At 54.6% G+C, this 14,854-nt stretch carries 11 protein-coding genes; 1 reads left to right on the top strand and 10 read right to left on the bottom strand.

Going from position 1 to position 14,854, the window contains the following annotated elements; all coding sequences use genetic code 11:
- Positions 1-1,182 precede the first annotated feature (1,182 nt).
- The 6 genes from IDH45_RS33230 to pcp form a co-directional block, all read right to left on the bottom strand.
- Entirely contained in the window at positions 1,183-2,406 is a 1,224-nt protein-coding gene (locus IDH45_RS33230; protein WP_190932460.1) for a Gfo/Idh/MocA family protein, read from the bottom strand.
- Positions 2,407-2,501: 95 nt separating this feature from the next.
- Positions 2,502-3,323, bottom strand: coding sequence for a sugar phosphate isomerase/epimerase family protein (locus IDH45_RS33225; RefSeq protein ID WP_190932459.1), 822 nt, complete (start codon positions 3,321-3,323; stop codon positions 2,502-2,504).
- A gap of 53 nt (positions 3,324-3,376) precedes the next feature.
- Positions 3,377-4,543 (bottom strand): dihydrodipicolinate synthase family protein, encoded by a 1,167-nt coding sequence (locus IDH45_RS33220; RefSeq protein WP_190932458.1) that lies wholly within the window; start codon positions 4,541-4,543, stop codon positions 3,377-3,379.
- 15 nt (positions 4,544-4,558) lie between these two features.
- The gene (locus tag IDH45_RS33215) at positions 4,559-5,710 is read right to left on the bottom strand and encodes a Gfo/Idh/MocA family protein (protein WP_190932457.1); all 1,152 of its coding nucleotides are present in this window, start codon (positions 5,708-5,710) and stop codon (positions 4,559-4,561) included.
- Between the two features lie 263 nt (positions 5,711-5,973).
- On the bottom strand, positions 5,974-6,819 hold the full coding sequence (locus IDH45_RS33210; protein ID WP_190932456.1) for an AraC family transcriptional regulator: 846 nt from the start codon (positions 6,817-6,819) through the stop codon (positions 5,974-5,976).
- 113 nt (positions 6,820-6,932) lie between these two features.
- Positions 6,933-7,559 carry a pyroglutamyl-peptidase I gene (pcp, locus tag IDH45_RS33205; RefSeq protein ID WP_190932455.1) on the bottom strand — a complete coding sequence of 209 codons (627 nt, stop codon included), beginning with the start codon at positions 7,557-7,559 and terminating at the stop codon, positions 6,933-6,935.
- Positions 7,560-7,873: 314 nt separating this feature from the next.
- Between pcp and IDH45_RS33200 the strand changes: the two genes are divergently transcribed.
- Positions 7,874-9,358 carry a copper amine oxidase N-terminal domain-containing protein gene (locus IDH45_RS33200; protein WP_190932454.1) on the top strand — a complete coding sequence of 495 codons (1,485 nt, stop codon included), beginning with the start codon at positions 7,874-7,876 and terminating at the stop codon, positions 9,356-9,358.
- A gap of 19 nt (positions 9,359-9,377) precedes the next feature.
- Here the strand turns inward: IDH45_RS33200 and IDH45_RS33195 are convergent, their stop codons facing one another.
- The 4 genes from IDH45_RS33195 to IDH45_RS33180 all read right to left on the bottom strand — a co-directional run bounded on the left by IDH45_RS33195 (position 9,378) and on the right by IDH45_RS33180 (position 13,989).
- Entirely contained in the window at positions 9,378-10,391 is a 1,014-nt protein-coding gene (locus IDH45_RS33195) for an AraC family transcriptional regulator (protein WP_190932453.1), read from the bottom strand.
- Between the two features lie 177 nt (positions 10,392-10,568).
- Positions 10,569-10,985 carry a hypothetical protein gene (locus tag IDH45_RS33190; RefSeq protein ID WP_190932452.1) on the bottom strand — a complete coding sequence of 139 codons (417 nt, stop codon included), beginning with the start codon at positions 10,983-10,985 and terminating at the stop codon, positions 10,569-10,571.
- A gap of 28 nt (positions 10,986-11,013) precedes the next feature.
- Entirely contained in the window at positions 11,014-12,570 is a 1,557-nt protein-coding gene (locus IDH45_RS33185) for a glycosyl hydrolase family 28-related protein (RefSeq protein WP_190932451.1), read from the bottom strand.
- A gap of 105 nt (positions 12,571-12,675) precedes the next feature.
- On the bottom strand, positions 12,676-13,989 hold the full coding sequence (locus tag IDH45_RS33180; RefSeq protein WP_190932450.1) for an ABC transporter substrate-binding protein: 1,314 nt from the start codon (positions 13,987-13,989) through the stop codon (positions 12,676-12,678).
- Positions 13,990-14,854 lie beyond the last annotated feature (865 nt).

Here is a 14,854-nt window from a genome sequence, read left to right as displayed (position 1 = left end):
CGGGCTGTCCGCCCACGCCGCGCCTCGCGAAATCGAGTTCAAGGATAAGCTGCCGAAGACGCGCAGCGGCAAGATCATGCGCCGCGTGCTTAAGGCATGGGAGCTTGGCCTGCCGACCGGCGACTTGTCGACAATCGAAGATTAAGTCGAGCGAAAATTAGATGCAATAACAAACAAACTGCCGCTAATCGCGGTCGAATCCAGGTACGATCTGAGATTCGGTCCGCAGATTAGCGGCAGTTTTTATTTGCACTAGAATGGTTACGTTACGCTCGATTCGGCATGGAAGCGACCGGGACGTTCTGAACGAAGAGAAGCTGCCGCTTACGTAGAGGGGCATTTATCGAGGGAGGGCTTCGGTATCGAAGCTTATCATTTTTCGGAGCAACTTTCGCACGTAGAACGCTGGGCGCCGCAGTCTGCTGCTCCAGTTGGAATGTTGCGAGGTGGCGCGTGGTGGCGCAAGTGATCGGTGCTGTGAAAAGTGGTAACAAGGTTGCAAACCCCTTGTCCGGTCGCTCGCGGAACTTTCATTTCCGTTATTTAGGATCGGCAGAGCCTTAGGAAAAACCGTATATGGTGTTGGAATTCGCGCAACGTCGGGAAGGATGAGCATAGAGGATTAATATCGCGCCATCGGGAATCTACAAGGAAAGGCGTCCAGACAGCTCGGACCGTCCTTTAACGTGCTGACTCATACGTTTGTGCATGGAAGGGAAAGGGTTACTGGGATCAGCCGCTCGTTGATGAGGTTTTGGAAGTACAAATCGACTTCCAGTGCGGCCTGCCCCCCTCTTTCTTTACGAGCAGAACGTATCCAGCTTCGCCTAATGAGAATACGTACGTCTCTTTAACAAAATAAGAGTTTCTGGCGCCCTCTATTTTCGGCATATGGGGATGACGGTGACGAATAGGCGGTTTCCACCCCTTATTTCAACCGACTAATGGGGATTGTAGCCTTTTCGCGGATTTTAGCAGCTTCAAACCGTTCTTATTCCGTGTCTAAGCCGGTTTTCGGACAAAATAGAGGGTACAAACCGCTCCTATTGGGTCCTTTCCCGCTTGACGCAGGGCAGAAAAAGGACCTCAGCCCCCACTTACTGTGGAAGTTGAGGTCCTTTCCACTTGAATCTCTAAGCGTTATGCCCACTAGCCGTGCATAACGCTAATGCTAACGCTAAGCTACGCCATACCCCGGGGCAGCTCAAACCGGGTGTACCCCTCCATCCGGAACGGACTCGTCGAGGTCGCCCACGGAAACGGATATTCCGAGAACAGCTTCCGCTGCTCGGCTGCGTCCCGGATCTGCTCGGATAAGCCGGGCACGAGACGGACGGTCGTCTGCCCTTCCTCGCGTTCGATCCGGTACGGCTCTCCGATCGGGCGGACCGCCCAGGACGACTGATGAGCGCCATTGGACACGGCGACGAAGCTGCGGCACGCTTCCAGCGGCGAGTACAACGATTCGCCTGTACCATCCAGCACCCGGAACAAGTTGAGATACATATTCCGCATCAGATTCTCCGACTCGCCCTGGAACGTATACTCCGGCTTCCCGGCGCTCCGGATCTCGAGCCGGTTATCGTAATGCCACAGTGCCTCGCCTTCCGTCCCCTGAATCGAGATCGAAGGAGCGTCGTTGCGTTCATGGCAAAGCATCGCATAAAAATGGACGTTCACGCCGCGGACGGTTCCGATCCGGACGCACGATACGTCGTCGCCCTCGATCTCGTTGGCATGGTACAGCTCCGCCTGCACCCAGTCGGGAGCGGAAGCGGCGGCATCGCCACTGCCGGCGGCCAGCAGGCAATTGTGCATCAGATGCGCGAACGGGTTATTGATCGTCCCGTCGAGCACGAACTGCCCGTCGCATACGAGCTTGCCGGCCCAGCGGGTGCGCTCGTAATAGGAGCGCTGCCTTTTCCACATGCCGACGCCGGTCACATCGGTGATCCGGCCGATCGCTCCGGCGTTCAGCCTATCCAGCAGCTGACGGAACGCCGTGCCCGACGTATTCTGGAAATTCACCTGACAAAGCCGGCCGCTCTCCCGCTGCGCGGCGATCATCTCGTCGATGTCTTGAACCGTTACGGCAGGCGGCTTCTCTACGATGACATGAAAACCGGAGCGAAGCGCACGGATGCACATCGGCTTGTGCGTGGCGATCGGCGTGGCGATGACGACGAAGTCCGCTTCCGGGTGTGCGCCCAGCATCTCCTCGTAATCGATGTAATGCTTCGCACCGGACGCCGTCAGCGCATCATACGTCTCTCGGTACGCCCCGATATTCAGCTCGGCGAAAGCGACGATGTCCAGGAGCCCTTCTCCGGCTAACCCCAGCATGGTCTTGACGTGATAGAAGCCGAATCCGCCGATCCCGACGATCGCGGCCCGATAGTTGTTCATATCGTTTCCCTCCCCTGCCGGATCGATGCCGGAACCGGCAACGGCTTGCGCGCCAGTTCCCGGTCCGGCGGATAATAAGGCACGTGCAGCGGCTGCTACACGTGCTCCAGGTAACGTTCTTTAATAAGGGCAAGAGCTTCGTCGCCGTCCATATCCCACACCTGGCGATTGAAAATCTCTACCTCGATCGGGCCGTCATAACCGGCCGCTTCTACTGCTTTGCGCATCCGGCGCAGCTCAATCACGCCGTCTCCCATCATCCCCCGGCCCATCAGCAGATCCGGCACCGGCACGATCCAGTCGGAGACGTGATAGCCGAGAATCCGGCCTCTCGCCCTCTCGATCTGGGCATACAGCTCCGGGTCCCACCAGACGTGAAACGCATCGATAACGACGCCGACGTCCTGCTTATTGAACCGCTCGGCAAGCGAGTTCGCCTGCGCCAGCGTATTGATGACCGAACGCTCCGCTGCATACATCGGGTGCAGCGGCTCGATGCCCAGCTTGACGCCGTGCGAACGGGCGAACGGCACGAGCTCGGCGATCGACTCGGCGACCGTCTTGCGCGCATAGTCGATATCCCGGTCCGGCGCAGGGCCGCAGACGAGCACCAGCACGTCGGTGCCGAGCTCGGCCGCTTCCTCGACGGCGCGGCGGTTGTCGTCCATCCGGGCGGCCCGCTCGGCAGCCGTCGCCGCCGGGAAATAACCGCCGCGGCACAGGCTGGAGACACGAAGTCCGGCGTCTTTCACCAGCCGCCTGCTCTCGGCAACGCCCGCTTCGGCGACCTTATGCCGCCACAGGGCGATCCACGGCACCTCGGCGCGTACGCAGCATTCGACGGCTTCGCGCATATTCAGCCGGTCGGTCGTGATTTGATTCAGACTCAGTCGATCTATATTTTGTAAACGTTCCACAGCAGCGTTCCCTCCCGGTTATGTGATGTCCTTCCGCGTCGGCCCGGCCCGGTTTAGCGGATACCGGCCAGCGCCAGCGCCGCGTTCATCCGGTCTACGGCCATCTCCGGATCGGCCAGCAGTCCCGCCTGATCCGCCAGCACGAACAGATCGGCCAGATGGACGATCGAACGCGCCCCTTCGGCTCCGCCGATCATCCGGAAGTGGTTCTGGCGTCCGTTCAAGTAGGCCATAAACACAATCCCCGTCTTGTAGGCATACGTCGGTTTCTGGAAAATATGCCGCGACAACGGAACGGTAGGCGCCATAATCGCTTCATACCGGTCCAGGTCGCCTCTATCCAGCGCATGAAGCGCAGCGGCGGCGGCTGGCGCAATCGCGTCGAAAATGCCGAGCAGCGCATGGCTGTAGCCCTGATCGTCGCCGCGGATCAGCTCGGGATAGTTGAAGTCGTCGCCGGTATACATCTTCACGCTTTCCGGCAGCATGCGGCGCATGCGGATTTCTTTCTCCGCATCCAGCAGCGATATTTTGATGCCGTCCACCTTGTCGGCATTCGCCCGGATAACCCGCAGGCAGACGTCCATCGCCGCGTCGAGATCGTCCCGGTAGCCCCAGTACCCGGCCAGAGCCGGATCGAACATATCGCCGAGCCAGTGAAGGATGACCGGCTGCTTCACCTGACGCAGAATCCGGCCGTATACGCGCTCGTAATCGTCGGGACCGCTGGCGCAGGCCGCCAAAGCGCGGCTGGCCATCAGGATGACTTGCCCGCCTTCGCCTTCGACGAAGCCTACCTGCTCCTCATAAGCCGCTTCCACGTCTTCCAGCGTCACCTTCGGACCGGGCGCCAGATGGTCGGTACCGGCTCCGCAAGCGATCCGGCCGCCTACCGTGCGGGCCTCCGCGATCGAACGGCGGATTAGTTCCTTGGCCCGGAGCCAGTCGAGTCCCATTCCCCGCTGGGCCGTATCCATCGCTTCCGCGACGGCGAGACCGAGCGACCATAGATGGTGACGGTAGCCAATCGTGGCGTTCCAGTCGATCTGGGCGTTATTCAACGGATCGGCATCCGCGAACGGATCGCAGACGACGTGAGCCGCCGAGAAAGCGACCCGTCCCGTGAACGGACTTGCCGGGACGTCGAATCCGGCCGATTTGCCCGTCGTATAGTCATATAAAGCTCCCCCCGCGCGGGGGAGACGAATCGTTTTCGCCATCGGTCCTTCCTCCTTCTACAAGCTCAGCTTCGGCACATCGATCCAGCGGCGCTCGCGCCACGATTCCAGACCCAGGTCGGCCAGTTGCGTGCCTTTGGCCCCTTCCAGCAGATCCCAAGGGAACGGAGTGTCGATCACGATATGCTTCAGGAACATCTCCCATTGCACTTTAAACGCATTGTCAAACGTCTGGTTGTCCGGCACTTGCACCCATTGGTCGCGGAATTCAAACGGATTCGGTATATCCGGGTTCCATACCGGCTTCGGCGTGTTGACGCGATGCTGCGTCTTGCAATCACGAAGGCCCGCTACCGCGCTGCCTTCCGTACCGTCGACCGTCACCGTCAGCAGATCGTCGCGGTCTACGCGCACCGTCCACGAGGAGTTCGCCTGTACGATGATGCCGCCTTCGAGCTCGAACGTCGCGTATGCCGAATCGTCAGCCGTACATTCGTACGGATTGCCCTGCTCATCCAGACGTTTCGTCACGTGAGTGGCTGCGAGACACGATACCGCCTTCACCTCTCCGAACAAATTGTCGAGCACATAACGCCAGTGAGCGAACATGTCGACGATAATGCCGCCGCCGTCTTCCTTGCGGTAGTTCCACGAAGGACGCTGACCCGGCTGCCAGTCTCCCTCAAATACCCAGTAGCCGAACTCCATCCGCACGGACAAAATTTGCCCGAAAAATCCGGAATCGATCAGCCGCTTCAGCTTCAGCATCCCCGGCAGGAACAGCTTGTCTTGCACGACGCCGTTTTTGACTCCGGCTTCGCGGGCGATCCGGGCCAGCTCCATCGAACCGTCCAGATCGACTGCAGTCGGCTTCTCGCAATAAATATGTTTGCCGGCGGCGATCGCCTGCTTGATGCTCTCGGCGCGGCGGACCGTCGTCTGGCTGTCAAAATAAATCTCGTTGTAAGGATCGGCCAGACAGGACTCCAGATCGGTGCTCCACCGTTCCACTCCATGAGCCTCGGCAAGCGCTCTCAGCTTATTCTCTTGTCTTCCGACCAGAATCGGGTCCGGCATGATGACGCTTCCATCGGGCAGCTTGACTCCCCCTTGGCTGCGGATCGCGAGTATGGAACGGATCAGATGCTGGTTCGTGCCCATCCGTCCGGTAACGCCGTTCATAATAATTCCGATTTTACGTACGCTCATGTTCATGTCTCCCTTCGGTTTATACTGCCATTGTATACGCCGGGAGAGCGCTTAATCTTACGACTAAGGGAAACGAATTCTCATATTCGGAACCAAAATGCGAAAAAAGACAAAAGAAAAACGCCGAACGGTTCTCGGCGCAAACGCTGCAGCAGCTGGATTTTGTATGGGCGCATCAATTGCCGCCATTTCTGAACTCGACGGACAGAACCGGCAGCGCGCTCCTAACCCCTGACGCCGAACGCCGCTCGGTTCGGTGGAAATTAGCCCAGATCGCCCGGTTCCTCCGGCTTGCCGATTTCTCTGTATTTTTTCGGCGACATGCCGACAATCGCCTTAAACGTCCGGTAAAAAGTCGATACGGAATCGTAGCCGACCTCAAAGCAGATCGAGATAATATCTTTGCCGGTATCGGCAAGCAGCTTCCGGGCAAGCCCGATCCGAACCTCCGTCAAATATTGAATCGGAGTCGTATCGTAGCGCTCCTTGAAAATATTGTTGACGTACCGGGTGCTGATACCGAGCTTGCCGGCCAGATCGGCCGCGGTCAGCGGCTCGTAATAGTGCATATCGATGTAGCTGCGTATTTTCTCGGCACGGAGCCAGTTGGAGCCGGAACCGGCCGGCGACGCGGGCGCCTCCTGCGAACGGGCGAGAGCAAGCAGCAGCTGGGACAGATGGATTTTCAGGGAGAGGCGGGTGAGCGGCGAGTGCGGCTTCGATTGCTCGAACAGCATTTTTCGCAGCAATTGGCGCAGTTCGCTTCCGATAAAGGCGCTCGGCTTCATCAGCGCCGAAGTTTGAAAATAAGCGTGAAGCAGCCCCCCGGCGATTTCCGGATCGAGCGCGGACTGCTCAAAAGCCAGCACAAGCAGCGTCAGCCTGGAATCCGACATGACGGAATGCGCCGAATACGGCAGCAGCACGGCGGTATCGTCGCCCCCCAGCTCGTACGTTTCCCCTTCCAGCCTGATCTTCCCTTCGCCCTCAAGCACAAACAAGATCTGGTGGATCTGATGATGATGCTCGGTTACGAGATGACCACCCATATGCTTTTGCTCGTAAATGTCGATTTGATTCGGGGACAAATCGATCCATTTGATCGTCATGGCGCAACCTCCGGGAATGAGAACGAACTTGCTACTTTCATTTTATCGCGGATGGGAGGCGCTTTACAAGGATTCTCGCTTTAATGGATCATTGGAATGTTGCCTTAGCCAAACTACTCTCCGCTTACTCCCGACAGCTCCAGAATCATCAGCCGAAGCGCCTTGTGCAGCGTCTCCAGCGCGAAGCTCGGAACGCTTCTCTTCATCAAGAGCGCCAGCTCATGCGAGGCAGGGATATGGATAAAGCCGGATCGCACCTGATCCTGCCTGTTCTCCTGATGCAAACGATGCAACATCTGATACATAACGTTGTTGCACAAATACGTTCCCGCCGAATTCGAGATTTGGGCAGGAATGCCATGCTCGAGCAAACGATTGATCATTGCCCGATACGGCAATGTCGTGAAATAGGCGGCCGGACCGTCCTCCGCAATAGTCTGATCCCGGCAGACGACCCCGGAATTGTCCGCATCCCCGTCGCTGCAATTGATTGCGATCCGCTCCGGCGTAATCCGGTCCCGGCCTGCCGCGAGCCCCAGGGAAATGACCGCATCCGGCGAAACCTCCTCGTATTTGCGCAGCAAAGCCGCCGACGACGAAGCAAATTCGACAGGCAGCACCGCCGAGATCACCTCATACTCGCCGATCCGCTCGCCGTCTATTTGTTTCGCCAACTGCTCGGTAGGATTGATTGGATAATGAAGAAAAGGCACAAATCCGGTTACCAGTATTTTTTTCATCTGTTCCGCAATGGAGACCCGTCATTTCTCATTCGTACCGGATCGGCGGCAGCCAGACTTCCATCGGCATATCTTCAAACCGTTCCGCTCCATTGCTTCCCTCCTTTGTTTATGGCGTGTGAAAATGGTATTTGGCTGTATTTATTATGATAGGCAGCAGTCAAAATGTCGAGCCATTCGAAGGAATTGTAAGAAAATTGTAAGCTCCGGGATGGTAAGCTGATCTGGAGATCGTTCACTAATTCTATGGAGGTCACAGAATGCGCAAGACATTCCCAGCACATGCAGCAACACCGCGAACCGGATATCGGTTCATGAATGCAGGAGGTCTGACGATCCTGATCGCAGCCTTCCTGATAAGCGCCGTTCTGCAAGCGGTTTTACCCGCCAAGGCGGCTTGGGCGGCGGAGAATATCGGCTGGTCGCAGCCGCGCTCTGCAACTTACTCCCCGCTTTATAACGGAATTATCGCTACCAACTATGAGCTTGCGTTCGGAGGCCTGAATCTTGCATCGGAAGCGCTCACCAAGGAAGAGGCCGAAGCCGATTTTGTCATGTCGTCTTCCACAATCGGGGCGCGCAGCGTCATGCAGCTGAACGAAAAGCTGGAAACGGCGACGCTCCCTCCGTCCTCCGGCTTCAAAACCAGCGAAACGCTCGAGGTCGGCGGCGTCTACCTGATGACGCTTCATGATCATACGTTCGCGAAGCTCCGCATCGACCGCATGAGCAATTCCGCGATCGCTTTCAGCTATGTATTGGAAGCGCCCGCAACGGAAACTCCGGCGAATCCGGTAAAATCGGCACCAGCCGCTCCATCGCCTGCGGCACCGGCGACGCATGCGACGACTCCTGCCGCACCGCCTGCTTCGGCACCGTCGGCTCCGGCCGCTCCTTCGCCTTCGTCACCTGCAACGCCATCGCCGGACACTGCATCGTCTGAGACGCCGCCGATTATAGTTTTGAGTCTTCTGCACAATGTCGTTCTGATCGACGGGCGGTTTACGACTTTGGACGATTCGCTTAAGCCAAGGCTGGTCGACGGGAGAACGATGGTTCCGCTTCGCTTTATCGCCGAGGCGCTTGGCGCCGGCCTCGTGTGGGATACCGCCGAGCAGAAAATCACGCTGACGTTACACGGAAGCACGCTGATCCTGTGGCTGGATCAAAGCCACGCTATCGTTAACGGCCAATCCATTACGCTCGACGTACCGCCGCAAAGAATCGGAGATTCCACGTTCGTGCCCGTGCGGTTCATCAGCGAAAAGCTGCAGCAAAAAGTGGATTTCGACATTGAAACGTCGACGATCAGCATCAATGCGCCGGGGTCCGGGAAATCACTTGAACCCGGGACTGGGCAAGCGGACGGTGCCATAGCCGGAACAAAAACTTCCGAGCCTGAGTCTTCCGAGCCGCAAGCGGACTCCGCCGTTCAGGAATTAATCGGCTCCTACTCGTTATTCGTCAAAGGAGGAGCCTACACAACGGATAACTACGCCGCAGAAACAAGAACGACCACGGTGTTCGCCGGATCGCCCGACGGCTTCCTGGATATTAACAGCGACAGGACGTTTGCCTTTACCGATTCTACGTTTAATTGGAACAGTTCGACAAGCGAATACGATGCAGGCTACGGAACCTGGAAGGAAAGCGGAGATTGGTCGTATCCGATTTTGCTGACGGACGCGAAGACGAATGCATCGTATAAGATCGGCAAGACGTTATCGAACACAAGCGGTTACGGAGATATCTATGTCTGGGAAGTTGGCGGCTCCTGGATTAACGGAAGCCGGAAATAAGATGTGCCGGTCGGTTCGCTTAATCCGCTTCTTGGCTGCATTTCGAAAATAACTTGTATAAGTATGATTCGCGGCTGTCCGGGCAGGGCTTCAACCTGAGGTTGAGGCTTTCTTCTCGCTTCCGACCGATCTGGCCTAACGGCTCATTCTCCCTCTCGATAATGACGTCCGGATTCGTGCGGAGTTTGCTTGGCGTTACGTTGTAGTAGTTGCGGAAGGCGCGGGTGAACGTATATAGGTCGGGATAGCCGAGGAAAAGCGCGATATCGGTAATGAGAAACTCGGTTTCAAGCAGCATTTGAGCCCCCTTCTCCATCCGCAATCGCTGTAAATATTGAACGGGCGGAATACCCTGCCGCTTCGAAAACTCAGCTGAGAAATAGGAGCGGTGGACGCCTATGTAATCCGCTACGTCCTGAACCGTAATGTTCTCCGTATAGTACATTTGCATAAAGCTTACGCTTTCTTGAATCCAGCCGGGAGAACCTTTCTCCGAAAGGGCTTGACGTTCGCGCCGAGCGACGACTGCCAGCAGATCGAACAGCTCGTACATTTTGGCAAGCCATCTGAAAAAGTTCTCTCCGGCGTGAAGATGCCGGAATTCGTCCACCAATTGCTGCAGTAGTCCAAGTAATCCGGGTAAAAATACATTGCGCAAGTAAGGCCGATCCTCGGTTATACCAATTGCAGCCAGCAAAGGCTTTACGCCTTCCCCCTTTATACTGAACCACGACATCCTCAGATTCGGATTGCCTGCAACGAGTCCCCACCGCGCACTTATATCCGGAAAGATGCAAAATAAATCACCTTTGTTATATACGATTTGTTGATCATTTACCCAATGAACGGCTTGCCCCTCCAACACGAATTCCAGGATATAATAAACAATCATTTTGGGCCCCGCTTGATAATTCGGCTTGGCTATCATCCTCCCGGCATTTGTCGGACACACACCTATCGATTTTTCCAAATCGGACGGCGTGTAGTAAATCATTTCCATAAATTCACTGGGATACTCTTTATATCCGTTCATTAGCGTGCCTCCTGGGAGCAGTATACAACGAATATAATCAGAAACTCCTTTTGCTGTCAATTATTAACTACTTTCCATTGCATCTAAACAAGTTCAGATCCTATCAAACAAAAGACCCCGCATAGACGAATGCGGGATCCGGAACACGAATACGTTCAAATGGGCGCAGCAGTTCACTTAATAACTTCTCATCCACCTTCCCCTTTCTCTTTTTCCTATCGGAATAATAACTGTCCCGCCGTTCTCCGGCGCCGTGGAACCGTTGTCCCAATAGAACAGCCCTCCGCCGCCATCATTTGCCGCATAGTAGCCTCGTACGAGAACCGTCTTGCACGAGGAACCGTCCATCTTACGAAGTTCTGCGATACTGTCTGTGCATGCATCATTTTTATGCGATCCGTATACCGACTCTTGAAGAGGAGTATCCGCTCGAATCATGTTGCTGCCAAGCAATCCTGCTGACGCGACCGCCATTCCGGCAAGGCCGAAGCCTGCCATCATTTTTCTCCGGCTTATGAGTGATTGCGATACGGATTTCTCGTTTGCCGACCCGCCTTCTTCTTCCCGGCTTTCATTCTCGTGCAGCTGCTTCAACGTCCTCCCTCCTTTTCATTATGGAAATTTACACCAACACAACTGTGAGCGCTCCGTTATTGTCGACCCCAAGCCGATACTTTTTTGTCCCATCGGGAGTCGTGACAACCGGACCAACACCGGCATTATAAAAATCCATATCGCCGACTATTGTCCCTCCACCCCGGGGAACGAACGTTAATCCTGTCGAACATAACATACGGGCTACGAAACGTTCGACCTTGATACCGGTTGCCGGAACAGCCGGGTCCCCCAATGTAAACCGAAGCTTGGACACCCTGGAAATTGCTTGCACATCCATATGCCAGTAAGCGAACCGTTTATCGTTGTTCGTTATTTCTTTAGCCAGTTTCCAGGCGGACGTGTCCGGGTCGAAATATTGGAACTTTACGTATTTCGCTTCGGCCCCCGCACTAAACACCACCTGCATGAAGTCGAGCCGCTTCGCTGCCGTATTCGGCTCCTGAATCGCGATATCCACAACCGCCTGCTGACCGGTGCCGGGCTGCCAGTACGGCTTATTTGTCGACAAATAACCGAAAGGGTCAAATGCTTTGCCAAGTTGTCCTCCGGCTAACGGCACTCCTTCATTCGTCACCGTATTAATCTTGTCCCCGTAAGCGAGGATGTTGTCCTGCTCCCCTTCATAGGGCTTGAAGCGGAACCAGTAGCCCCATTTTTTATGATCCGCCGACGTTAAGAACGCGTGAGGCAAATAAGAGGACATCGCAATTTGTTCATGCACATGGCTATGGTCGTTTTGAAAATAGTTGTTTTTAAGATTCGAATTGTCAATTATTTTCCAATTCGTCTGGTAGACGCCAGCCGAACGGATGATGTTGCCTTGGGCCGTACCGGCGAAGGTGGCGAGCTTATCAGAATAGCCGTCTGCTCCGAGATCGTAAAACCAGCCGTTAAACTGGTTGAAGTTCGTTTCCACATACATCACTTCAACAGCCGATACTCCCGCATTGTACTGAATGTTGTTGATTACATTCGCTTCCGATCCTTTGCCGAAATAAAAGGCGCGAACCGTAGAACGCACTACAATGTTGTTAATGATATTTCCATTCACGTACGTCGTTTGAGGAGAAGCAGTCGATTCAAATCGGATCGCGTTTTTGAGCCTCTCGCAGCAGATGTTTTCTATGACCGAGAATGCAATCGTGTCCTGATTGATTTTGGCAAATATGCCATTGGACGTGAAGTCTACTCCTTTGATGTAAAGGTTGCTGATTCGGGCGCGCGTGGAGGTCGGGCTTGCGCGGATCCGGACGGCACAACCCTCTTCGTCGGTATTGCCCACGGCAGGAATAATCGTAAATGTGTCCATGCTTGACAGCTGCCCTACTTCTATCCCGGCAGTATTGGGCGTAAGCATTTTGATCACGGCTCCGGTACCGCTGGAGTACAGCGACTTGCCATCCGGGACGATCAACGGTTTCGTGATACAATACGTATGTTCCGGAGGCATATACACGTTGGAGAATTGCTGCAGTACCGCATTGATAATGTCGGAGTCGTCGGTAACGCCATCACCTGTGGCCCCGAACCATTTTACGTTCATACCTTGCACCAAACTCATAGCAAAACCTCCGTAATCGAATTCATGCATGCTCTCCTATCAGGGGGACTCCCCAAAAGTAGTTGCAAAATGCTTGGGAGACCGGCTCCACTTTTGGGGAGCCGATTATTTAGTCTGCGCCTTGATGATTTGAGTTATTTTTTCTTCTGCATTTCTAAGAGCCGTGTTGATATCGATTTTGCCGTTTACAAATTCCACATACTCAGCAGTGAGAGGGGCACTAGCCTTGGAAAAATGTTTGGAGAATGCTTGGGCGGGCGCAGGCTTGCTTTTGAAAATGCTCTCGATCCGCTTTCCTTTCAGCTCGGGAATGTCCTTGGCGTACTCTTTAACGTACTTAGGATCTTTAAGCGTCGATATTCTCGCCGTCTTGCGCGTCATCATCGTCTGCACTTCATCCGAGAACATTACTTCGAGCACGCGCATTTGATCGTCCTTATTTTTACTCATTTTCATCGGAATGAGCAGGTGCAGGTCGTACATCCCGTACGTATTCGGACGCTCCTTATAGCTGGGGAATTGGGCGACGTCCCAGTTGAAATCAGGGAGCTGCTTCAAGCTCAAAAACAAGTTGACCGTCCCCGCCATCGCTACATTCCTGTCCTTCATAAATCGGTTGTTCAAGTCGGTTTTATATTCGTTCCCAGGGATCGAGAACATTTGCTTTCCGACTTCGAATGCCGCCTTGTACGGCTCGGTTCCAACCATGACTTTGTCTGTTTTGGCATCGATTATGTTGAGGGACAGCGGGAACAGAAGACGGTTCAAATTGTCGACCTCGATTCCTCTGTACTGCACGTTTCCATCTAAACGGGTCAATTTTTTTCCAAGATCAACTGCCTCTTCCCAAGTCATTCCGTCTTTCGGGTACGCAACGCCGAATTTGTCGAATATTTCTTTGTTGTAATAAAGTGCGTTTAGATTGACTGCATACGGAAGGGCGTACAGCTCTCCTATGTCGGAGGCGGTTTTTAAGGCGTCGATGGCGCCGGGATCGAAGCGGCTCAGATCGAAATTGTGCTTTTTGGCAAGTGGCGTAATGTCTTCGAGCACGTCAAGATCTTTGTGAGGGGCTAACTGGCCGTTGTAGGTGACGAGAAAATCGACCGTTTCTCCGGTGGCGAGCAGCTTATCCAGATTGCCTGGAAAATTCATCATTTCCAGCGTAATGTGCGGATATTTCTTCTTGACCGGATCGGCGAGCAACAATTTAAAATCTTCCGGCGTGAAATAAACGCCAAGCTGGTGAAACTTCAACGTGACCGGCTCGGGAGGTTTCTCTGCCGGCTTCTCCGCAGGCTTCTTCTCCTCCGTTCCACCCGCTGCGCTTCCGTCCCCCGCCCCTGGCGCATTCGTGCCGCATCCGCCCAGCGCAAGCGCACCGGCAAGCAGCATCGCCATACAACTCCTCTTACTCAAAACAATCCTCTCCTTTTTCCGCTTCTCTAAAGTGTAAACGTTTTCGAATGATCTACCCTTTCATCATAAATTGTCAGGCGCTCGGGATGAATATCATTATGTTGGCTTGCCGCTTGTCAATTTGTAAGCTACTGGGAAAGGTTGGAGTTGTTGGCGGGTCCGGCGTGAGGATTGGCGGGAGAGATTGGCGGGTCCGGCGGTTGCCAGGATGTCGGCGCGGGGGTGAGGCGTGGAGCTGATGTTATCCAGCAGACTGTAGACATGTCCGTGAAACGAACGTTGGCTGTGCTGGTGCGTAGAAGTGTTCTTGGCGGTCGTGCTGGCAGGGCTGGTGCTTAGATATGTTCGTAGCGGTCGTGCTGGCGGGCTAGTGGAGGTTGGTAGACATATTACCAGTCGGGAGGCAAAACGCACAATCCGGGAGAGCTCTCGGTGGAAGTTAAACTTGCTTCCCACCAGGGTTCAGCGCGCTTGCGGAAGTTTTACTTCCGTTATTCCTGATCAAATGGCGAATTGGATGTCTTAGCGGAAACTTCGTTTCCGTTATTTTGGCAATCCGGCCCCCGACTGCCGTCATTCGGGGAAATAACAGAAGTTTTTCTTCCGGTTTTTCTGCTTATGAAGGCTTTCGGCTGGATTAGAGGAAGTCGGAGCTCCACTAAGGAGAATCCGAGTCAACCTCCCCTCCAACGGAAGTCCTTTGTGCGAACGATTTAAAAAAAGAGGTTGTCCCAAAAGCGTTCGCATGACAGGAGAACGTCCCGATCTCCATACGAAAGGTAACTACTTAGGTACAAAAAAGTGAAAGGTAAAGAAACTGGAATTAAAAGAGGAATTTACCTTGAAGAGACAAGGAGAGGGAAGA

It is taken from the genome of Paenibacillus oceani, from assembly GCF_014705615.1.
GTDB classification, from domain to species: domain Bacteria; phylum Bacillota; class Bacilli; order Paenibacillales; family NBRC-103111; genus Paenibacillus_AB; species Paenibacillus_AB oceani.
The sequence above is the reverse complement of the archived record's forward strand: the minus strand, read 5'-3'. Positions and strand labels throughout refer to the sequence as shown.

Coding starts and splice junctions, on each gene's coding strand:
- pcp (WP_190932455.1), bottom strand. CDS start 7,559: ATGAAAAAAATACTGGTAACCGGATTTGTGCCTTTTCTTCATTATCCA.
- IDH45_RS33195 (WP_190932453.1), bottom strand. CDS start 10,391: ATGAACGGATATAAAGAGTATCCCAGTGAATTTATGGAAATGATTTAC.
- IDH45_RS33200 (WP_190932454.1), top strand. CDS start 7,874: ATGAATGCAGGAGGTCTGACGATCCTGATCGCAGCCTTCCTGATAAGC.
- IDH45_RS33220 (WP_190932458.1), bottom strand. CDS start 4,543: ATGGCGAAAACGATTCGTCTCCCCCGCGCGGGGGGAGCTTTATATGAC.
- IDH45_RS33185 (WP_190932451.1), bottom strand. CDS start 12,570: ATGAGTTTGGTGCAAGGTATGAACGTAAAATGGTTCGGGGCCACAGGT.
- IDH45_RS33210 (WP_190932456.1), bottom strand. CDS start 6,819: ATGACGATCAAATGGATCGATTTGTCCCCGAATCAAATCGACATTTAC.
- IDH45_RS33215 (WP_190932457.1), bottom strand. CDS start 5,710: ATGAGCGTACGTAAAATCGGAATTATTATGAACGGCGTTACCGGACGG.
- IDH45_RS33230 (WP_190932460.1), bottom strand. CDS start 2,406: ATGAACAACTATCGGGCCGCGATCGTCGGGATCGGCGGATTCGGCTTC.